The sequence below is a fragment of the Gordonia sp. VNK1 genome, from assembly GCF_040049135.1.
In the GTDB taxonomy this organism is placed as follows: Bacteria; Actinomycetota; Actinomycetes; order Mycobacteriales; family Mycobacteriaceae; genus Gordonia; species Gordonia oleivorans.
In genome coordinates, this window is the sequence record NZ_JBDZDJ010000005.1 from 17521 (window position 1) to 38661 (window position 21141).

12 protein-coding genes, 1 tRNA gene and 1 pseudogene are annotated in these 21141 nt (G+C 68.5%); 6 read left to right on the top strand and 8 right to left on the bottom strand.

Annotated elements, in window-relative coordinates; genetic code table 11:
• Positions 1 to 72 precede the first annotated feature (72 nt).
• Positions 73 to 804 (top strand): annotated as a pseudogene (locus ABLE94_RS26420) (nucleotidyl transferase AbiEii/AbiGii toxin family protein); the annotation flags it as partial.
• 41 nt (positions 805 to 845) lie between these two features.
• On the opposite strand, the gene ABLE94_RS07635 reads toward ABLE94_RS26420, so the two are convergent.
• From ABLE94_RS07635 to ABLE94_RS07645, 3 genes are all read right to left on the bottom strand, one after another.
• Positions 846 to 921: transfer RNA gene (locus ABLE94_RS07635), tRNA-Arg, on the bottom strand.
• A 133-nt stretch (positions 922 to 1054) separates the two neighbouring features.
• The gene (locus ABLE94_RS07640) at positions 1055 to 1987 is read right to left on the bottom strand and encodes an ABC transporter substrate-binding protein (RefSeq protein ID WP_348808484.1); all 933 of its coding nucleotides are present in this window, start codon (positions 1985 to 1987) and stop codon (positions 1055 to 1057) included.
• A gap of 37 nt (positions 1988 to 2024) precedes the next feature.
• A complete protein-coding gene (locus tag ABLE94_RS07645) occupies positions 2025 to 3266 on the bottom strand; it encodes an MFS transporter (protein ID WP_348808485.1) in 1242 nt (413 codons plus the stop codon).
• 109 nt (positions 3267 to 3375) lie between these two features.
• Here ABLE94_RS07645 and ABLE94_RS07650 point away from each other — a divergent pair, with 109 nt between their 5' ends.
• Positions 3376 to 3969: a TetR/AcrR family transcriptional regulator gene (locus ABLE94_RS07650; protein ID WP_348802489.1), complete on the top strand. Its 594-nt coding sequence runs from the start codon at positions 3376 to 3378 to the stop codon at positions 3967 to 3969.
• An 11-nt stretch (positions 3970 to 3980) separates the two neighbouring features.
• Here the strand turns inward: ABLE94_RS07650 and ABLE94_RS07655 are convergent, their stop codons facing one another.
• The 4 genes from ABLE94_RS07655 to ABLE94_RS07670 all read right to left on the bottom strand — a co-directional run bounded on the left by ABLE94_RS07655 (position 3981) and on the right by ABLE94_RS07670 (position 10444).
• Positions 3981 to 6977 (bottom strand): AAA family ATPase, encoded by a 2997-nt coding sequence (locus tag ABLE94_RS07655; protein ID WP_348808486.1) that lies wholly within the window; start codon positions 6975 to 6977, stop codon positions 3981 to 3983.
• Complete coding sequence (locus ABLE94_RS07660) at positions 6974 to 8173, bottom strand: exonuclease SbcCD subunit D (protein WP_348808487.1); 1200 nt, start codon at positions 8171 to 8173, stop codon at positions 6974 to 6976. The genes ABLE94_RS07655 and ABLE94_RS07660 overlap by 4 nt, the downstream gene beginning before the upstream one ends.
• 106 nt (positions 8174 to 8279) lie before the next feature.
• Positions 8280 to 9791 carry an MFS transporter gene (locus tag ABLE94_RS07665; RefSeq protein WP_348808488.1) on the bottom strand — a complete coding sequence of 504 codons (1512 nt, stop codon included), beginning with the start codon at positions 9789 to 9791 and terminating at the stop codon, positions 8280 to 8282.
• Positions 9788 to 10444, bottom strand: coding sequence for a PadR family transcriptional regulator (locus tag ABLE94_RS07670; RefSeq protein WP_348802494.1), 657 nt, complete (start codon positions 10442 to 10444; stop codon positions 9788 to 9790). Before ABLE94_RS07670 ends, ABLE94_RS07665 begins: the two co-directional genes overlap by 4 nt.
• Before the next feature lie 143 nt (positions 10445 to 10587).
• Here ABLE94_RS07670 and ABLE94_RS07675 point away from each other — a divergent pair, with 143 nt between their 5' ends.
• The 4 genes from ABLE94_RS07675 to ABLE94_RS07690 all read left to right on the top strand — a co-directional run bounded on the left by ABLE94_RS07675 (position 10588) and on the right by ABLE94_RS07690 (position 20407).
• Positions 10588 to 11634 (top strand): glutathione S-transferase family protein, encoded by a 1047-nt coding sequence (locus ABLE94_RS07675; protein ID WP_348802495.1) that lies wholly within the window; start codon positions 10588 to 10590, stop codon positions 11632 to 11634.
• Positions 11631 to 12398, top strand: coding sequence for a hypothetical protein (locus ABLE94_RS07680; protein ID WP_348802496.1), 768 nt, complete (start codon positions 11631 to 11633; stop codon positions 12396 to 12398). Before ABLE94_RS07675 ends, ABLE94_RS07680 begins: the two co-directional genes overlap by 4 nt.
• Complete coding sequence (locus ABLE94_RS07685) at positions 12395 to 16318, top strand: ABC transporter ATP-binding protein (RefSeq protein WP_425476168.1); 3924 nt, start codon at positions 12395 to 12397, stop codon at positions 16316 to 16318. The genes ABLE94_RS07680 and ABLE94_RS07685 overlap by 4 nt, the downstream gene beginning before the upstream one ends.
• 219 nt (positions 16319 to 16537) lie before the next feature.
• Positions 16538 to 20407 (top strand): multifunctional oxoglutarate decarboxylase/oxoglutarate dehydrogenase thiamine pyrophosphate-binding subunit/dihydrolipoyllysine-residue succinyltransferase subunit, encoded by a 3870-nt coding sequence (locus tag ABLE94_RS07690; RefSeq protein ID WP_348808489.1) that lies wholly within the window; start codon positions 16538 to 16540, stop codon positions 20405 to 20407.
• A gap of 75 nt (positions 20408 to 20482) precedes the next feature.
• On the opposite strand, the gene ABLE94_RS07695 is transcribed toward ABLE94_RS07690, so the two are convergent.
• On the bottom strand, positions 20483 to 21070 hold the full coding sequence (locus ABLE94_RS07695) for a TetR/AcrR family transcriptional regulator (RefSeq protein ID WP_348803179.1): 588 nt from the start codon (positions 21068 to 21070) through the stop codon (positions 20483 to 20485).
• Positions 21071 to 21141 lie beyond the last annotated feature (71 nt).

Consider the following 21141-nt stretch of genomic DNA (forward strand, 5'->3'; position numbering starts at 1 on the left):
GCAGTGGGTTGGACGAGTTTCAGAAGCGCGTGACAAGGTCGGCGCCGGCCGTGCTCGGACGCTAGAGGATTTGCGTTGGCTGGTGGGTATGCGGTCGCCGCGTACGGCATCATCGACCGACCGTCCGACGATGTGGATCTGTTCACCGACCAGGACGATCCGGCAAAGTTTGAGAAAGCGATGGCGGAAGCTGTCACCGCTTGGGAGGCAGAGGGTTTCACAACTCACCTCGCTGGACACTCGGGAACATTCGCACGGTTCCACGTCTCGGACGGACAGCAGGAAATCAAAGTCGAGATGTGCCACGACTGGAGATCAGAACCTCCCACAATTCTCGACGTCGGACCAGTCCTGAGCCGCGACAACTCAGTGGGAAACAAAGTCGCAGCACTCTTCTCACGAAGCGAGTCACGCGACTACATCGACGTCTTCGGCGCCCGCTCCAACGGCTACTCGCGCACCAACCTTGAAACGATTGGCGCCACCCACGACGGCGGATTCGACCTTGCGCCCGTGAGTGGACGAAGCTGTGCGACCGCGCCGGAGTGTGCCATATCACGCCCCACGATGCCCGCCACAGCGCCGGGGCGGCTCTGCACCTACGGCGGAGTGCCAGCCGTCGTCATTGCGGCGTGGTTGGGCCACACAGACGCCACGTTCACGCTGTCTCGTAATGCCCACAGTCGGGATGATTCGCTGAAAGATGCCGGCAAGGTTCCGGCAAAGGTCATGACCGGATCACTCTGGGCCAGCCCCGGCATTCGATCCTTGTGTGCAGATCTTGCGCAGATTCTCATTCTCTGAGGTTTTCCGGACTGCCAGAATCCAAAATCCCTGGTCAAGAGTGGTGCCCCCGGTAGGATTCGAACCTACGGCCTTCTGCTCCGGAGGCAGACGCTCTATCCCCTGAGCTACGGGGGCTCATCGGGCGGTGATCAGAGTAACCCATGCGCAACCGTGAACCCAATCCGGCTGGTCGTCGTGTCGTCCGCGTCGGTGTGGTGTGGTTGCGCACCGGACCGTCATCGGCGGCGTGGGGCGGCATCGACGGCGTTCAGGCCGGCAGCACGTCGTCGAGGTGGTGCAGGAGAACCGGGATCGACGACGCGTCCGGAATGTTGAAGGCATTGAGCAGCGGGAGATCCGCTTCGAGGGTGGGTGATGTCGGCGGGCGACCGGCGGTGAAGGTGCGCACCGTTGCCGACGTCGCGGTCGTCGACCCCATGATCAGCAGGTAGGCGGAGTCGAGGATTCGGGCATTCTCGGCCGAGAGTATCGTCCACAGGCCGGTGGCACCGGGTATCTCGACGAGATGAAGTCCCAGTGCCCCAAGGAATTTGGCCGTCGAGGCATCCGGACTGCTGGTCACGGCGAGTTGGCCTCCGCCGCCCGCCACACCGATGGCGAATGTCTTGCCCGCCGCGTCCGGGTGCGCGGCTGCCGTGGCACGGATCTGGTTGTCGAGCGAATCACGCAGTGGACCGACGTCGCGCCCGAGCGCCGTACCGGCGGTGGCGAGATCCCGTTCCCACGAACCCGATCGGGTGCCGACACCCGAATCGTCTCCGACCACGGTGGGGGCCAGTTCGGCGAGGCGGTCACCGATCGCACGGGTCACCAACCAGGTCGGGGCGACGATGAGATCGGGTCGCAGTGCGGCTATCCGGGCGATGTCCAGTTCACCGGTGAGCCGGACCGCCGAGTCCGGCAACGTGTTCTGCAGCCACGGGGCCGCGGGCATCGACGACGCGGGTCCGTCGGTCCGGTAGCCCACCACAGGGGCACCGACGGCGAGCATGGTGCCGAGCCAGTCGGCCGACAGTGCGACCACGCGATGAACCGACCCGGTGATCGTGACCGGTCCGTATGCGGAGCTCACCACGCGTGGACGTCCCTCACTCGGATCCGCCGATTGCGACGGCGCGGCGCAGGCCCCGATCAGCGCAGCAAGCACCGCGACGACGATCGCGGCACGCCATCGGAGCATCCCGCGACCTGTAACCAGCTGCACGACAGAACTTTTGCTATACGGCATCTGCCGTCCTTTCGACAAGGGGGCTGGCGATCACGCCGGCGGTGGCGACCAGACCGACGATGATCGCGACACTGAACACCAGGAGCGTGTCCACAATGGTGAAGTGCTGCAGCGCAAGTCCGAGTCCGATGACCGGAACCGACAGTCCCGCATAGCCGGTCAGGTAGAAGACTGCCAGGGTCTCGCCCAACCGATCCGGCTCGGCCACCGACAACACCGCCGAGAACGACGCACGAAACAGCAGGCACCCACCGGCGCCGACCACCGCTGCCCCGACGAAGAACACCACCGGTCCGGCTTGCGGCGCCAGTACGTCGACGAGCACGATGATCAGCCCGGCAGGGACCAGAGCCGCACCGGTGAAGGTCGTTTGCCGGGTGGACCACGTGGTGGTGGCGATCATCGCGATCGCGCCGCTTCCGAAGACCACCAGCAGCGCGAATCCGGCGAGCAGGGGCGACGGGCGATGCAGGGTCTGCGACAGGACGGTGCCGGACAGTCCGACGAACATCCCCAGCGAACTGAAGGCCAGGACGACCCCCACCAGTGCACCGACGAAGCGCCGGCGACCCCGGCGCGGAGCCGCGAGCATGCGCAGCCGGTAGTCCCGGAGCCGGAACGGGCTGCGCCGAGTGGTTTCCGGCGCCACCGCGATCAGCAGTGCCGCCGCGGACAACAGCACGAGGAACACCGCGTAGGGCGCCACGAGCGGTGACGTCATCACCGTCGCGATCACCGCGGCGACGAACGCACCGGCGCCGAGTCCGATGACGTTCGCGGTGGCGGCCAGGAGTTGAGCGCGGTGCCGGAGATGCGCGGGGCGATGTGCGGCATGCAATTCGGTGATGTAGGCCGTTCCGGCCGCAGCGGTCAACCCCACCGCCAGTCCGCTGAGCACTCGTGCGCAGTAGAGGCCCGGAGCCTGCGGAAACACCATGAACACCACGCAGCCGAGCATCGCCAGGAGGACCGATGAGAGCAGAAACCACCTGCGCCCCAACATATCCGACAGGTGACCGACCAGATAGAGGGCCGTGATCACCCCTGCCGCGTACACCGCGTAGATCAGGGTGATCGCCAGCGGGGAGAGGCCGTCGCGCTCGCCGTAGGTCCGATAGAGGGGACTCGGCGCGGTGGAGAACGCGATCACCACACAGAAGGTGAACGCGACGGACCAGTAGCCGCGGCGGTAGCGCGACATCTCGGCGGGCGAGCAGGCGGCAGGGCGCATGAGGTGACGCTAACACATTTAGTAACCACTGGTCACTAAATGCGGGCCGAGGTGCCGCGGCCCGCTCCGAGCGCTCCGAGGATCACGCACCATGGCCTAGCCTGGGTGAGTGAGAACCGCACCTCGCACCACATCGTCGGCCGGCTCGGGCACCCGGGGACGCCCGCCTCAGCTCAGCCAGGAGATGATCGTGGCCGAGGCGATGCGCCACGACATCCGCACCATGTCGCTGCGAACCCTGGCTCAGGCACTGGGCGTGAGTCACTCCGCGCTCTATCGGTGGGTCGGCGGAACCGACGAGTTGATCGCGCTGATCAGCCGCACCGTGATCGAACGGGTCCTACCCACCGACTCCCCCACCGCCGACACGTGGGAACCGTGGCTGCGCGGTATCGCCGTGGCAATGCACGACGAGTTCCTGGCCGTACCCGGTTTCGCCTCCCGCACCGCGGGCCCCCACGACCATCGGCCCGAGGTCATGAATGACCTGAGGGAGGCCATCATCGCCGGGTTCCGGGCGGCCGGCGCCGCCCCCGAGTCGGCGCAGCACAGCGCCTACATCTTTGCCGTCGGCATCGTGGGCTGGCTCGGTGCGCTGGAACGCGACCTCGAATTCGGCTCCCCGGCACCGTCTTACGAGATCTTCCTGGAGTGGCTGCTCGCCGGCCTACCGGTTGGTGGTCACCCCACGACGTCGGACTGACGACCGGCCGGTCAACCGCCCACCGCGGGCACGGCCATACCCTCCATGCGCACACGCGACCCGTTCTCCCCGCGGATCACGTGCAGCTGGGCCGGGATACGGGCCCGCAGTTCCTCGACGTGGGACACCACCCCGACGACGCGTCCGCCCGAACGCAACTCGTCGAGCACGCCCATGACGAGATCGAGGGCCTCGGGGTCGAGGGTGCCGAATCCCTCGTCGATGAACAGGGTGTCCAGTACCCGGCCACCGGCCTCGGCGGAGACCACGTCGGCGAGGCCGAGGGCCAGCGCGAGGGAGGCGAAGAAGGTCTCACCCCCGGACAGTGTCGTGGTCGCACGGACGGCACCGGTGTACTCGTCACGCACCTCGATGCCGAGACCGCCGCGGCGGCCGCGCGGGCCGGCGGCATCACTGTGGGCGAATTCGTAACGCCCCGAGGACATCTGACGTAACCGCGCCGATGCCGCGACCAGCACCTCCTCAAGGCGCGCGGCCAGCACGTACGAGCGCAACGCCATCCGGCGCGAGTTCTGTCCGCGACCGGCGACGAGTTCGGCCAGGCTGCGCAACTCTTCGTGGCGTTCGCGCATCGGTGCGAGACCATCGGCGGCCGACCAGAACTGCGCCACATACTCTTTCAGAACCGCGTGGCGCCGGGCGGCGACGGCATGCTCCCGCGCGGCGGCCTCCCGGACCTCCTCCGCCACCCGCAGATCCGCGGTGAGGGCGTCGACGTCGACCGGATCGGCGGTGAGCGCGGCGGCGACATCGGGTTCGGCGAGGGTGGCCTCGGCGGCGGCCCGCAGTGCGCCCGCACGGGTCAGCAGCGCCTCCCACGCGGTGATCTGATCGTCGGTCGCGAGTGCGGCACGCATGGCCGCGGCGTCGTCGAATCCCGCTGCGACGCAGCGCTCCCCCAGTCGTTGGGCGATGTCATCGTGGCGGCCCGCGGCGTCGAGGCCGGCGCGTCGCGCATCGCGCAGCGAGGCGGCCCGGCGGATCAGCTCACCCAGTTCGGCCAATCGTTCGGTGATCCCACCGCGCCCACCCGTGGCCTCAAGGATCTCGGCGTCCAGCGCCGTCAGGGTCTCACGCAGCGACATCGCCTTCTGCCGGTCGGCCGAACGGATCGACTCGCACTCCCCCAGTTCCCGCCGCCACGCGTCGGTCTCGGCGTCGATCGCGCCGAGGGCCTGCTCCAACCCGGGAATGCGTGCGACGGCACGATCGGCATCGGCGAGTGCGGCGGCGCTGCGGGCGAGGTCGTCGTCGATCTGCTCCCGGGACATCTCACCGAGGGTGTCGTCGAGGACGGCGAGACGTTGCGCGATCGCCGCATGACGCGCCTGCGCGGCGTCCCGATGCGTGGCCGCATCCTGTTCGGCGGCACGTGCGTCCGCCTCATCGGCGTCCGAGACCGACGTGCCGTCGGTGGCCACCGTCGGTTCGGGATGATCGGCGGACCCACACACCATGCAGGGTTGACCGTCGACGAGTTGGGCGGCGAGTTCGGCCGCCATCCCGTCGAGACGACGCCGACGCAGGTCGACGAGGTGCTCGGCCGCGCTCACCTGCTTCTCCCGCGCGTCGAGGAGTTTCCGCTCGGCCGCCCGGGCGGACGCGCGCTGCTTCTCGCGTTCCTCCCACGCCACAACCAGTTTCGTCAGGCGTTCGTGCTCGGTGCGCAGGCCGGGCACCTGCACCCGCATCTGGGTGGCGGCGGTCAGCGACTCCGCGGCCAGTCGACGCCGCTCCGGGGCACGCTCCACCAGCTCCGACAGTTCCCCCATACGCTTGCCGCACTGTGTGATCCGCGTGTCCACGGCGTCGATGTCGGCGATCAGGGCAGGCCGCTCGTCGATTCGGCGCGCCAGCGGTTGCCAGCGTCCCGATTCGGTGGTCCACCGGCCGATGGCCTGCTCGAGGGCGTCGGGGTCGATAGAGTTCGCCTCACGCCCGGCACACCAGGCTTCGGCCTCGTCGAGTTCGACGAAGCGGCCGGCGGCGCGGTCGACTCCCCGATCGGCCTGGCGCCGTATGGTGATCGCACGATCGAGATCATCGGCGATCGGACCCAGCGGCGCGGCGCGGCGCGCGGCGGCCAATGCCGTGGTGGCAGCGGCGAATTCGGCCTCACCCCGGACCAGTTGCCCGAGTTGGGACCGGGCCTCGCCCCCGCGGCGCCGCAGGTCGGCGACGCGGACACCGGCGTCGTACGCCGCCCGCGCCTGATCGGCCGCCGCCTGCGCCGAGGTCAGCACCGCGGCGGACCGCGAATCGTCCTGCGCGGCAGCGTCACGGCATGCCTGCGCCCACTCGTCATCGGGTTCGGCCGGCGCGTCACCGCCGCCGACCGCGACGATCTGTCCGGCCAGCCGGTCCAGCGCCGCGGTGCGCTCGCCCAGATCGGCCTCGCTCTCCCGCGCCCGCTCACGCAGCCACTCCTCGAGGTCACCGAAGCGCGCCGTGTCGAAGACGCGCTCCAGCAACGACTCCCGTTCATCCGGGTTGGCGCGCAGGAACCGGGCGAAATCACCCTGCGGCAGCAGCACCACCTGGAAGAACTGCTCGGCGCTCATACCCAGCACCCCGATCACCGCATCACCGATGTCGGGGATGCGGGTCAAGGCGGGACCGGAGCCGTCCACCCAGACCAACGACGCCCGGGCGTTGATCTTGCGTGTCCCCTCCCCGGTCTTCTTCGGCCGATGGAACTCCGGCGATCGAATGATCCGCAGGCGACGCCCGCCGATGGTCGCCTCGAGTTCCACCTCGGGAACCACGTCGGGCGCAGCGTGATCGGAGTGCAATCGCTTGGCGTCGTTGCGGGCACCGGGCACCCGGCCGAAGAGCGCGAAGGCCACCGCGTCGAGAATGGTGGACTTCCCGGCGCCGGTCTGGCCGTGCAGCAGGAACAGCCCGTCGGCGGCCAGCGCATCGACGTCGACCACCGTTTCGTCGGCGAACGGACCGAAGGCCCGCATCCGCAGATGGTGAATCCTCATGCCGACTCCGCCACCTCCGGCAGGGCGAACAATGCCCATTCACCGTCGGAGGCGGTCTCCGATTCCGGCTCTCCGACAACCGCTCTCAGCGCGCGCTCGATGATCCTGCACTCACCCCCACTCGGCGCATCCCGCACGTCGGTGACGAAGGAGGTCACGATGTCGGCATCGGACCGTCCATGCACCCGCGACCGGTAATCGACACCGTCGCCACTGTGCGGCCGGTCCCAGTTCACGTGCACCGCATACGGAAAGCGTTCCCGAAGCCGGCGCATCGCGTCGACCGGGCGCAGGGCGTCGGTCAAGGTGGCCTCCACGTAGTGATCCTCCGCGTCGGCCAACGACTCGTCGGCCAGCAGATCGTCGAGAGTGCCACGCAGCGAACTCAAACCACGAACCACCGGGAGTTCGTGTGGACGCACCTCGGCGAGACCATCGGCGTCGAGGTCGACGATCCACACCGACTTGCGGTGGGTACGTTCTCCAAACGAGTACGCGAGCGGCGAGCCACTGTAGCGGACCGCGGGCGTCAGCGTCTGCGGCGAGTGCAGGTGTCCGAGTGCGACGTAGTCGACCCCGGAGAAGGTCTGCACGGCAACCGTTTCCACCCCGCCGACGCTGATCGACCGTTCCGATCCGGTCGCGGCGCCACCGACGACGAAGGCGTGCGCGGCGACCACCGAGCGCACCCCGTCCCGATCGGCGAGGTCGGCGCGGATGCGGCTCATCGCCGCGTCGAGTACCTGCTGATGGGAGCGGGCGTCGACAGCACCGAGTTCGGTTCGCGCGGTGTCGGGTTCAAGGTACGGGATGCCGTAGAAGGCCACCGGCCCGTCCTCGTCGTCGATCAGGACCGGGTCGGTGATCGCGGCGATGCTGGTCCGCAGGTGCAACCCGCCGGCGGCGGCGAACGACGACCCCGCACCGAGGCGGGTCGGGGAATCGTGGTTGCCCGAGGTCACCACGATCTGCGCACCGGCGGCCGAGATCAGTCCCAGCCCTTCGTCGTAGACGGCCACCGCATCGGCCGAGGGCACCGACCGGTCGTACACGTCACCGGCGACCACCACCACGTCCACCGACTCACTCGCCACGACGGCGGCGAGATCGGCCAGCGCGCGGCGTTGGTCGGCGAGCAGCTCGACGCCGTGGAAGGTACGGCCGAGATGCCAGTCCGAGGTGTGCAGGATTCGCATGTCCAACACCGTACGATCGCCCACCGACAGAATCGGGGAGGGCGCGGGTGCGTGGCGTCACCGCCGCCCACCCACGCCCCGCCGATCCCGCGGTTCACCTGCGCATTCAGGCCGCGCCGGCGCTCTCCACCTCGCCCTTGGCGACCGCTGCCCGCTGCGTCGCTCCGACGGCCTGATGGCCGGGCCGCTTGAGGAACAGGGTCGCGATCACGCCGATCAGCAACACACCGGCGGGCAGGTAGAGCGATTGCCCCATCGCCGTGGCGAACGGCTCACGGATCATCGCCGGGAGCTGGGAGACCGCATCGGAATGCTCGCTGGTGTTCACGCCGGGCAACTCCGCCGCCAGCCTGGTCTGCATGATCGCGCCGACGGCGGCCGACCCGATGACCGAACCGATCATCCGGGTGGTGTTGTACACCCCGGCGCCGGCGCCGGCCTGCTGCCACGGGAGATTACGTGTGGCGGTGGCGGCCAGCGGCGCCCAGATGCCGGCGGAGGCGACACCCATCAGCGCCAGCGGAATGACCAACTCCCACACCGGGGTGGCCGGGCGGGCGATCACACCCGCCCAACCGACGGCAATGGCCTGCAACAGCAGCGCCGAGGAGATGATGACGCTCGGATGCACCTGATCGAGAATCCGCCCGACGATGGGCGCCAGGATTCCGGTGAGCACGGCCATCGGCACCATCATCACCGCCGCCCGGGTCGGCGACATCCCCCCGACGAGCTGCAGGAAGAACATCATCGGGATCATCAGCCCGGAGATCGCGAAACCCATCGAGGCGATACCGATGTTGGACAGCGAGAAGTTGCGGTCGGCGAACAGCGACAGCGGCACCAGCGGTTCGGTCTTGATGCGCGACTGCCAGTAGATGAAGAGGGCGAGCATGACCAGCCCGCCGACGATCAACGCCCAGATCCAGCCGGCCCACTCGTACTTCTCGCCGTCCTGGATACCGAAGACCAAGGCGGACAAGCCGACTCCGGAGAGCACCACGCCGATCCAGTCGAAGCTGTGATCGTGGGTCTCCACTGACGGGACCAGGGTGGCGGCGAGGATCAGGCCCGCGATACCGACCGGCAGATTGACGAAGAAGATCCACTCCCAGCCGAAGCTGTCGGTGAGGATGCCGCCGAGCAGCGGACCGACCAGGGTGGCCACACCGGCGACGGTGCCCCAGACGCCCATCGCCGCGCCGCGCTTCTCCGGCGGGAAGATCCGGGTGATCAGGGCCATCGTCTGCGGGGTGATCAGCGCGGCGCCGATACCCTGCAGGGCCCGCGCCGCGATCAGCTCACCGATCGAACCGGCGAAACCACACCAGACGCTCGCGATGGTGAAGACCACCAGACCCGCCTGATAGACGAGTTTGGGGCCGAACTTGTCGCCGAGACGCCCGGTGACGAGCAACGGCACCGCATAGGTGAGCAGGTACGCGCTGGTGACCCAGACGATCCCATTGACATCGGTGTCGAGGGCGACCTGGATCTGCGGTTGCGCGACGGCGACGATCGTCATGTCCACGAGGATCATGAAGAAGCCGACGCACAACGCCATCAAGGCGAGCCACGGTCGGGTGGTCACCGCCGTCGGGGTCGTGGGTGTACTCATCGGGTGGACTCTTTCTCTGTGGTGGACGTCGCTGCGGTGGACTTCGCTGCGGTGGACTTCGCTGCGGTGGACGGCGCACCCGGCGCCGCGGCCGGGTAGGTGAATCCGGGGTCGTCGAGCCAATCGATCCGGCCGTCCCGCAGCCGGTCGAGAAGCTCGGCGAGCCAATCGATCTGGGCTCGCATCGTGGCGATGCGGCAACCGGCGTCCAGGACGAACATCTCGGGGGTGCCCTTGGCATGGGCCTCATCGGTTGCCGTGGTGATGTCGAGGAGGTCGGCGCGCATCGCCTCCAGCCGGGCGGTCAACAGGTCGATGACGCGCCTTCGCGGCAGTCCGTGGGCCTCGGCGAGCGCCAGGTAGAGCTCGGGGTACTCGGCGGGATGGCGGCCCAGGATCTCCTCCAGGTTGGCCTCGAGTGCGGCCCGTCCGGCATCGGTGATCGTATAGACCGTCCGTTCCGGCCGGTTGCCCTCCCGTCGCACCTCGTGCACCGTGATCAACTCGTCCGCGGCCAACCGGTCGACCGCGTGATAGAGCGTCCCGGGACGGAACTTCACCAGCCGGTCCTCGCGACGGCAGATCGTGGTCTGCACCATCTCGTACGGGTGCATCGGCTTCTCGGCCAGGAGACCGAGAACAAGGACCGCCATGGACGACAGCGTCGGTGGCGTTGTGCTGCCCTGCTGACGTCCCGACACGACCCGACCCTTCGCCCGAACCAAATATTCCGGTTGGAATATACATTCCGGAGTGATCAGAACCAAGACCCCGAACGGTTCACTACTGTGGTGCCATGAGCACCGACACCACCTCGGGAAGCGGCAAGCAGGGAACATACGTCACCGGCGGCCAGGAGTTCGTCCGCGACACCAAGTACATCGAGACGCGCATCACCCGCGACGGACGCGACGGCTACCCCGTCGAAGCCGGGCGCTACCGTCTCGTCGCCGCCCGCGCCTGCCCGTGGGCCAACCGCACGCTGATCGTGCGACGGCTCCTCGGCCTCGAGGACGCGATCTCACTCGGCCTGTGCGGGCCCACCCACGACGCCGACTCGTGGACTTTCGACCTCGATCCCGGCGGCCTCGACCCGGTGTTGGGCATCCCGCGTCTGAAAGACGCCTACGAGAAGCGTTTCCCCGGCTACCCGAAGGGCATCACCGTCCCCGCGGTCGTCGACATCCCGACCGGCGAGGTCGTCACCAACGACTTCCCGCAGATCACCATCGACTTCGAGCTGGAATGGACCGACTTCCATCGTGACGGCGCCCCGCAGCTCTATCCCGAGCACCTGCGCGACGAGATCGACACGGTCAACAAGGGCGTCTACACCGAGGTCAACAACGGTGTCTACCGCTGCGGCTTCGCCGGCAGCCAGGACTCCTACGACAAGGCCTACGACCGGCTGTTCACCAAACTCGACGAACTCTCCGAACGACTGTCGGGACAGCGGTATCTCGTCGGGGACACCATCACCGAGGCCGACGTGCGGCTGTTCACCACCCTCGCCCGCTTCGACGCGGTCTATCACGGCCACTTCAAATGCAACCGCACCAAACTCGCGGAGATGCCGGTGCTGTGGGCCTACGCCCGGGACCTGTTCCAGACCCCCGGATTCGGTGACACCACCGACTTCACCCAGATCAAGCAGCATTATTACCTCGTGCACCGCGACATCAACCCGACCGGCATCGTGCCGGCGGGACCCGACCTGCGTAACTGGCTGACCCCACATCACCGCGAGGAACTCGGCGGACGCCCGTTCGGCGACGGCACCCCGCCACCACCACCGCGCCGGGCCGAGGTGGTTCCCGCCGAGCACGGGGTGCCCGTCGCATGATCGGCAAGAAGCGGTCCGAGGCTGCCGCACCGACACCCACGGGACCGGCGGCCGGACGTACCGCCCAGGTCACCGGCAACCTGATCGACAAGGCACAGCGACTGCAGGCCCCCGCTGTCGCGAAGTATGTCCTCGGGCTGCGTGAGAAGTACCCGAATGACTCCCCCGCGCAGATCATCACGCGGCTGGAGAAGCGCTATCTCAACGCCGTGACCTCCTCGGGCAGCGCGGTCGGCGCCACCGCCGCGATTCCCGGCGTCGGCACCGTGACAGCGCTCGGGGCGGTGACCGGTGAGACGGCGTTGTTCCTCGAGGCCTCGGCCCTGCTCGCGCTCGCGATCGCCGAGGTCCACGGGATCGGCATCCACGAGACCGAACGCCGGAAGACGTTGGTGCTCACCGTCGCCCTCGGCGAGGAAGGCCTCGCCCGGCTCGGCCGGGTGGTCGGCACCCAGGGCGGCGCGCTGCGCCGCCTCGGTCGCGCGTCGGCACCCAACGGCGCCTTCGCCAAACTCAACAAGACGCTGGTCAACCGGGTGGCCAAGAAGTACGCACTCAAACGCGCACCGCTCATCGTCGGTCGCATCCTGCCCGCCGGGATCGGCGCCGTCATCGGCGGCGCGGGCAACCGTGCCCTCGGCAAGCGGGTGATCGCGAGTTCACGCGAGGCGTTCGGTCCGCCGCCGGCGCACTGGACCATCGACTCCACCACCGTCGACGGTGCCGTGATCATCAACCCGTGGCTCCCGGCCGGCGAGAAGTGACGCTCGGCACCACCACCGAGACCGCCCCCTCGCACGATCCCGGACCCGCCACCGGATCGCCGCGCGCCGACGCCGGCTGGCTGCGTCGCCTGACCGCGGAATGCCTCGCGCACCGTCGACTCGTGGCCATCACGTTGTCGGTGACCTTCATCGCCGTCGCCGTCGATCTCGTCGTGCCGCTGCTGTCCAAGGCGGCCCTGGATCTGGCGACCGGCGCAGCAACCGGGCGTGGCCTGGAGTCGCTGACGGTGCCGCTCATCGTCGGATTGCTGCTGGCGCTGGCCGTGGTGCGCTACCTCTGCCAGATGGGCCGACGGCTGACCGCCGGCCGACTCTCGATCACCGTCCAGAACACCCTGCGACTACGCCTGCTGGACACCCTGTTGCACCTCGACGGCGCCACCCAGGCCCACATCCGCACCGGCCAGGTGGTCTCCCGCTCGATCTCGGATCTGCAGATCGTGCAGGGCCTGCTGGCGATGGTGCCGCTGTCGGTGGGTGCCGCCGTCCAGGTGGTCCTGGCGCTGGCCATCATGTTCTACCTCTCGCCACTGCTCACGCTGATCGCGTTGGCCATCGTCCCGCTCGTCGCGATCGTCGTCGTCACCACCCGACGCCGGCTCTTCGCCGCGACCTGGTCGGCGCAGCAGGCCGCCGCCGACGTCGCCCAGCACGTCGAGGAGACCGTCACCGGTGTCCGCGTCGTGAAGGGATTCGGCCAGGAAGCCCGGGCCGTCGACGAACTCGTCACCCTCGGCCGTGACCTCTACGGCAAGCGGTTGCGGGCGGGAAAGATCAACGCGCGCTTCGCCCCGACGATGGCGGCCATCCCGCAACTGGGCATGGTCGCGGTCATCGCCGTCGGCGGATATCTGACCCTGGACGGCGACATCACCCCGGGCACCTTTCTCGCGTTCGCCACCTACGTCGCGTCGATGACCGCATTGGCGCGGCTGCTGACCAACCTGGTGGTCAGCGGACAACTGGCCCGCGCCGCGGTGGAGCGGGTCTACGACGTGATCGACGCGCCCACCGACCCGGACGAGGCCAACACCGAGACGCTCCCCGACGGCCCGCTGGGGCTGGAGCTGCGCGGGGTCGATTTCTCCTACGACGGGGAGCGGGTGCTCGACGGCATCGACCTGCGGATCGGCCCCGGCGAATGCGTCGCCGTCGTGGGGCCACCCGGCTCGGGCAAGTCCACCCTCGCCGACCTGGTGAGCCGCCACGTGCGCCCCGAGAGGGGATCGATCGATGCGCTGTCGGGGCCCGGCGGGCAGGTCCGCACCCCGACCGGCGACCTGTCGAGCGATTCGCTGCATGCGGCGGTGGCCGTGGTCTACGACGAACCGTTCCTCTACTCCGACACCATCGCCACCAACATCACCCTCGGCGAACGCCGGCCGGTGGGTGAGCACCCCGACCCACGCCTCGTCGAGGCCGCCCGCGCCGCCGACGCCCTCGAGTTCATCGAGGCCCTCCCGGACGGCTTCGACACCGTCGTCGGCGAGCGGGGACTGACACTGTCCGGCGGACAACGTCAACGCGTGGCGCTGGCCCGCGCCCTGTACGCACGTCCCCGCATCCTCGTCCTCGACGACGCCACATCCGCAGTCGACGCGTCCACCGAGGCGGGCATCCTGCACCGGCTGCGCACCCAGAGCCCGACGATGCTGGTCCTCGCGCACCGACGGTCCACCCTGATGCTCGCCGATCGGGTCGCCGTGCTCGACGGCGGACGCATCGTCGATGTCGGCACCGTGGCCGAACTCGACGCCCGCAGCGAGATGTTCCGGGCGTTGATGTCGCCGGTGGCGTCACCCGCGCACCCCGCTCCGGGGACACCGAAAAACGTTGCACCACAACCCATTACACCCCAACCCACTACGCCTGAAACCACCGACGACCTCGACGCACGACTGTGGCCCACGGACGCGCCCGCCGCACAGGAACGACTCCGGCCCGCGACGCCCGAGCCGGCCGGACCGCCCGGCGGCGTCGGTGGCCGCGGCGGACGCGGCGGCGGCATCGCCGGGGCACTGGGCTCGATGCCGGCCACACCCGCCTTGCTCGACGCCGTCGCGGCGCTCCCACCGGCCGACGAGGACCCGCACGTCGACATCGCCGCGGCGCGCGCCGAGAATCGGCAGTTCTCCCTGTGGCAGATCGTCAGGCCGGTCCGCTGGCTGATGGCCATCGCGATCGCCGCGATCGCCGTGGACACGCTCACCGGGCTGATCTTCCCGTCGCTGGCCCGCGCTGTGATCGATGCCGCCACCCGCACCGATGAACCGACACTGTTCATCGCCACCGGGATCGGTGTGGCCACGGTCGGAGTGGGATGGGTCGCCTCGGCCGCGATGACCTTGTATTCGACCCGCGCGGGTGAGCGGGTGCTCTTGGGCCTGCGGGTACGCAGCTACGCACATCTGCAGCGCCTCGGGCTCGACTACTACGAACGCGAACTGTCCGGCCGCATCATGACGCGGATGACCACCGACGTCGATGCCCTCTCGACCTTCCTGCAGACGGGCCTGTCCACCGCCATCGTCGCGGTCCTGACCCTGCTCGGGGTCAGCGCGGCGCTCCTGCTGACCGATCTGCAGCTCGGCGCGCTGGTCCTGCCCGCCATCCCGGTCCTGATCGTGGCGACGATCATCTTCCGGCGGATCGCCGCCCGCGCCTACACCCGCTCACGCGAACTCGTCAGCGCGGTCAACGCCGACTTCCAGGAGAACATCGCCGGCATCAAGACCACCCGCTCCTACCGCAACACCGACGTCGCCGCCCGGCGCTTCGCCGGGCTTGCCGCGCAATGGTTTTCGGCTCGGATGACCTCACAGCGCGCCATCTCGGTGTACTTCCCGTTCATCACCCTGATCAGCGACCTCGCCACCGCCGCGGCGATCGCGGTCGGAGCCCACCAGATCTCCGGCGGCACCCTGTCGGCCGGCACGCTGATCGCGTTCATCCTCTATCTCTCGCTGCTGTTCGGTCCGGTGCAGCAACTGTCGCAGGTGTTCGACGGCTATCAGCAGGCCGCGGTGGGCCTGCGGCGTATCGCCGACCTGCTGCGCACACCGACGACCGTGGCCGAACGCCCGGGCGCCCACGATCCCGGACCGGCCGGATTCGACGGCGACGCACGCCTCGACGCCGTCGGCTTCCGCTACGCACAGGCATCCACCGATGCACTGACCGACATCGATCTGGACATCGCACCCGGGACGTCGCTGGCTCTGGTGGGTCGCACCGGGGCCGGTAAGTCGACCATCGTCAAGCTCCTCGCCCGGTTCTACGACCCGACGTCCGGTGCGGTACGGATGGACGGAACCGACATCCGGGACTTCACCGTGCGCGGCTACCGCAGCCACATCGGGATCGTCCCCCAGGAACCCCACCTGTTCACCGGCACCGTCGCGGACAATATCGCCTACGGCCGGCCCGACGCCGACCGCGCCGACATCACCGCCGCCGCGCGCGCCGTCGGGGCCGCCGAGATGATCGCGGGGCTGTCCGGCGGGATGCATCACCCCATCGGCGAACGTGGTCAGGGCCTCTCGTCGGGCCAGCGTCAGCTGATCGCCCTCGCACGCGCCGAACTCGTCTCCCCCGACCTGCTCCTGCTCGACGAGGCGACCGCAACCCTCGACCAGGCCACCGAGGCGATGGTGCTCGCCGCGGGCGATGCCCTCACGCACCGGCGCACGTCGGTGATCGTGGCCCACCGACTCGCGACGGCAGCACGCGCGGACCGGATCGCGGTGGTCGACGACGGCCGCATCGTCGAGGCGGGAACACACGAGCAACTCCTCGCGTTGGGCCGGAGGTACCGCACGTTCTGGGATGCCGGTGTCGATCCCGACGTCGACGGTACGGACGTGGACGGTATGCCGCCCGCCCGTCACCTCACCCGCTGAGATGCTCGGGATGCGGCACGCCCGGCGCCCGACGGCGAGAACCGATCGTCGAGGAGCCCGAAACCCGGGCCGGACGGGCGGCGAGGACAGTGGGCTGCCTTCGTCGTTCGACGGCGCGGGCGCGTACCATCTGCAGGTGGTTCGCGACGTGGCTTCACGAGAGACCCACGTGGTGAGATGGCGACCCGACACCAGAGGGAATTGAGGCGAGAATCCGCTGTGAGCAGTTCGATATCCGAATCCGACTTCGGGCAGAACACCTGGCTGGTCGAGGAAATGTACCAGCAGTACCAGAAGGACCCGAACTCGGTGGATCCGAGTTGGCACGACCTTCTCAAGAACTACACACCGTCCGGTAACGGCAGCAGCACAAACGGCAGCGAGCCGGCACCCGCGGCCAAGGGCTCGAGCGCACCGGCCGCTCGCCCGGCGACCCAGAGCAAGCCCACCACGTCGTCGGCACCGAGCTCGTCCACCGCGGCCGCATCGTCCACCGCATCGGTGAGCGCGACCCCGGCCAGCACCCCCAAGAAGCAACCGGTGACCCTGGATCAGGGGCCCGCGCCGCGCGCCACCCCGCCGCGCAAGACCCCCGCCCGTGAGTCCACCGCCACCAAGGCCGCCTCCGGTCAGAGCGTCGCCAGCCGTGACGGTTCCGCGCGCTCCCAGAACAAGCCGACCGCCAAGTCCCCGGCGTCCGCCGCGTCGACATCCGAGGACGAGACCAAGGTGTTGCGCGGTCCGGCCGCCGCCATCGCCAAGAACATGTCGGCATCGCTGCAGATCCCGACGGCCACCAGCGTGCGTGCCGTCCCCGCGAAGCTGATGATCGACAACCGCATCGTCGTCAACAATCACCTCGCCCGGACCCGCGGCGGCAAGATCAGCTTCACCCACATCCTCGGCTACGCCCTCGTCCAGGCGATCAAGTCGTTCCCGAACATGAACCGGCACTTCGCCGAGGTCGACGGCAAGCCCAACGTCGTCACCCCCGCCCACACGAACCTCGGGCTCGCGATCGACCTCGTCGGCAAGGACGGCAACCGCACACTCGTCGTCGCCGCCATCAAGAAGTGCGAGACGATGGGCTTCGCGGAGTTCTACGGCGCGTACCAGGACATCGTGCGACGTGCACGCGACGGCAAGCTCGGCGCCGAGGACTTCGCCGGGGTGACCATGTCGCTCACCAACCCGGGCACCATCGGTACCGTGCATTCGGTGCCGCGCCTGATGAAGGGCCAGGGCGCCATCATCGGTGCCGGCGCGATGGAATACCCGGCCGAGTTCCAGGGCGCCAGCGACGAGCAGATCGCCGAGCTCGGCGTCGGCAAGCTGATGACGCTGACCTCGACCTACGATCACCGCATCATCCAGGGCGCCGAGTCCGGCGACTTCCTGCGCAAGGTGCATGAGCTGCTGCTCGACGACGCCTTCTACGACGAGATCTTCACCGCGTTCCACATTCCGTACGAGCCGGTCCGCTGGCGTCGCGACATCCCCGCCGGGCTCGTCGACAAGAACACCCGTGTCCTCGAGCTGATCGCCGCCTACCGCAACCGCGGTCACCTGATGGCCGACATCGATCCGCTGATGATGGACAGCGATGCGCGCGCCAGCCATCCCGACCTCGACATCCTGACCTACGGGCTGACCCTGTGGGATCTCGACCGCAGCTTCAACGTCGGCGGCTTCCACGGCCAGGACAAGATGAAGCTGCGCGATGTGCTGTCGATCCTGCGTGACGCCTACTGCCGTCACGTCGGCGTGGAGTACACCCACATCCTCGAACCCGAGCAGCAGAAATGGGTGCAGGAACGTGTCGAGATCAAGCACGTCAAGCCGCCGGTCGCCGAGCAGAAGTACATCCTGAGCAAGCTCAACGCCGCCGAGGCCTTCGAGACCTTCCTGCAGACCAAGTACGTCGGTCAGAAGCGCTTCTCGCTCGAGGGCGCCGAGTCGGTGATCCCGATGATGGACGGCGTCATCGACCAGAGCGCCGAGCACGGCCTCGGCGAGGTCGTCATCGGCATGCCGCACCGCGGCCGCCTCAACGTGCTCGCCAACATCGTCGGCAAGCCGTACTCGAAGATCTTCACCGAGTTCGAGGGCAACCTGAATCCGTCGCAGGCACACGGTTCCGGCGACGTGAAGTACCACCTCGGCGCCGAGGGCAAGTACTACCAGATGTTCGGCGACAACGAGATCAACGTCTCGCTGACCGCCAACCCGAGCCACCTCGAGGCCGTCGACCCCGTCCTCGAAGGTCTCGTCCGCGCCAAGCAGGACCTCCTCGACGAGGAGCAGCAGTTCTCCATCCTGCCGCTGATGCTGCACGGCGACGCCGCCTTCGCCGGGCAGGGCGTGGTGCCCGAGACCCTGAACCTGGCCATGTTGCCCGGCTACCGCACCGGCGGCACCGTGCACATCGTGGTCAACAACCAGGTCGGCTTCACCACCGCACCGGAGCATTCCCGCTCGACCGAGTACTGCACCGACGTCGCGAAGATGATCGGCGCGCCGATCTTCCACGTCAACGGCGACGACCCGGAGGCATGTGTGTGGGCGGCCAAGCTGGCCGTCGACTACCGCGAGGCCTTCCGCAAGGACGTCGTCATCGACCTCGTCTGCTTCCGCCGCCGCGGACACAACGAGGGCGACGACCCGTCGATGACCCAGCCGGCGATGTACGACGTCATCGACACCAAGCGCGGTGTCCGCAAGTCCTACACCGAAGCCCTCATCGGCCGCGGTGACATCTCCACCAAGGAGGCCGAGGACGCCCTGCGCGACTACCAGGGGCAGCTCGAACGGGTCTTCAACGAGGTCAAGGAACTCGAGAAGTTCACCCCGGAGCCCAGCGAGTCGGTCGAGGCCGATCAGCCGCTGCCGCAGAAGCTGGTGACCGCGGTCGACAAGGACGTGCTCGCCGACATCGGCAACGCGTTCTTCAACACCCCCGAGGGTTTCACCCCGCATCCGCGCGTGAAGCCGGTCCTCAAGCGCCGTCACGAGATGTCCACCGAGGGTGGCGTCGACTGGGCCTTCGCCGAGTTGCTGGCCTTCGGGTCGCTGGTGGTCGAGGGACGTACCGTGCGCCTGTCCGGTCAGGACTCCCGACGCGGCACCTTCACCCAGCGGCATTCGGTGCTCATCGACCGGGACAACGGCTCGGAGTACACCCCGCTCAACCACCTGCAGCCGATCGACGGTGACGCCGATTCGCTGGGCCGCTTCCTGGTGTACGACTCACCGCTGAGCGAGTTCGCGGTGGTCGGCTTCGAATACGGCTACTCCGTGGGCAACCCCGACGCGCTGGTGCTGTGGGAGGCGCAGTTCGGTGACTTCGTCAACGGCGCGCAGTCGGTGATCGACGAGTTCATCAGCTCCGGCGAGGCGAAGTGGGGTCAGCGTTCCGACGTGGTCCTGCTGCTCCCCCACGGCCATGAGGGTCAGGGTCCCGACCACACCTCGGGTCGTATCGAGCGGTTCCTGCAGCTGTGCGCCGAGGGGTCGATGACGGTGGCGCTGCCGTCGACGCCGGCCAGCTACTTCCATCTGCTGCGTCGCCACGTCCTCGACGGCATCAGCCGCCCTCTGATCGTCTTCACCCCGAAGTCGATGCTGCGCAACAAGGCCGCGGTGTCGCCACTGTCGGACTTCACCGAGGACAAGTTCCGTTCGGTGATCGACGATCCGCACTTCAAAACCGACGATGCCGAACGCAACAAGGTCAAGCGGGTGCTGCTGGTGAGCGGCAAGCTCTATTACGAGCTGGCCGCCCGCCGCGACAAGGAGAACCGCGAGGACATCGCCGTGGTGCGCATCGAACAGCTGTACCCGGTGCCGCATCGCCGCCTGCAGCAGACCCTCGAGCGTTACCCGAACGCCGACGAGTTCTTCTGGGTCCAGGAGGAGCCCGCCAACCAGGGTCCGTGGCCGTTCCTCGGATTGTGGCTGCCCGAACTGCTCCCGGACCTGCTGAAGGGGCTGCGTCGGGTGTCGCGGCGCCCGATGTCGGCGCCGTCGTCCGGATCGAGCAAGGTCCACGCCGTGGAACAGCAGGAGATCCTCGACGAGGCCTTCGGCTGACACGAACACCGCATCTGACGGTTCCGGCCGCGACGTCCCCCTGGGGATGTCGCGGCCGGTCTCGTCGTGGGCGGGTCAGCCGGGGAGATCGACGACGGTGCCGGAGGCGGCCACGAGCGCGGGCAGTGACGCGGTGATCACGGCGAGCAGTTCCTCGCGGCCGATGACCGGGTCGGTCAGCCACGAGATCGTGGTCTGCTCGACGAACGCGATCCAGCCGTGCACCGTCATCTCGACGAGGGGGGTGAGCGCCACGCCGAGGGCCGGCGCGTGCTCGAGCACCCGGTCGGCCATCGCCGATCGGGTGTGATCGAACACCTCCCGCATCGCCGGGTCGGCGCTGGCCGAGCCGCGGATGAAGGCCATGTACGCGGTGCGGTTGGTGCTCACGTACTCGACGAACGCCGACATCGACCCGGCCAGCACGCTCAGCGGATCGCCGAGCGACTCGTCGGGGCGGGTGCAGTCGAGCATCTCCTGCGATTGCGCCCGTGCGATGGCCACATGGAAGTCCTGCTTGGATTCGAAGTAGTGGAACAGCAGTGCCCGCGACACCCCGGCCACGCCGGCGATCGCGTCGATCGTCACCTGTTCGAGGGGGCGCTCGGAGACCATCTGCAGGCCGAGGGAGATCAGCTGATCGCGGCGCTCCTGCGGGCTCATCCGGGTGCGGCGTGCCCCGGCCGGGGCACCGGATCGGACAGTGCCGGATCGGACGGGGTTCGACGAGGCCA

What these genes read in the sequence shown, in the direction of transcription:
- ABLE94_RS07655 (WP_348808486.1), bottom strand. Translation starts at nt 6,977, where the DNA reads ATGAGGATTCACCATCTGCGGATGCGGGCCTTCGGTCCGTTCGCCGAC.
- ABLE94_RS07695 (WP_348803179.1), bottom strand. Translation starts at nt 21,070, where the DNA reads ATGAGCCCGCAGGAGCGCCGCGATCAGCTGATCTCCCTCGGCCTGCAG.
- ABLE94_RS07665 (WP_348808488.1), bottom strand. Translation starts at nt 9,791, where the DNA reads ATGAGTACACCCACGACCCCGACGGCGGTGACCACCCGACCGTGGCTC.
- ABLE94_RS07660 (WP_348808487.1), bottom strand. Translation starts at nt 8,173, where the DNA reads ATGCGAATCCTGCACACCTCGGACTGGCATCTCGGCCGTACCTTCCAC.
- ABLE94_RS07680 (WP_348802496.1), top strand. Translation starts at nt 11,631, where the DNA reads ATGATCGGCAAGAAGCGGTCCGAGGCTGCCGCACCGACACCCACGGGA.
- ABLE94_RS07645 (WP_348808485.1), bottom strand. Translation starts at nt 3,266, where the DNA reads ATGCGCCCTGCCGCCTGCTCGCCCGCCGAGATGTCGCGCTACCGCCGC.
- ABLE94_RS07675 (WP_348802495.1), top strand. Translation starts at nt 10,588, where the DNA reads ATGAGCACCGACACCACCTCGGGAAGCGGCAAGCAGGGAACATACGTC.
- ABLE94_RS07670 (WP_348802494.1), bottom strand. Translation starts at nt 10,444, where the DNA reads ATGGCGGTCCTTGTTCTCGGTCTCCTGGCCGAGAAGCCGATGCACCCG.
- ABLE94_RS07640 (WP_348808484.1), bottom strand. Translation starts at nt 1,987, where the DNA reads ATGCTCCGATGGCGTGCCGCGATCGTCGTCGCGGTGCTTGCTGCGCTG.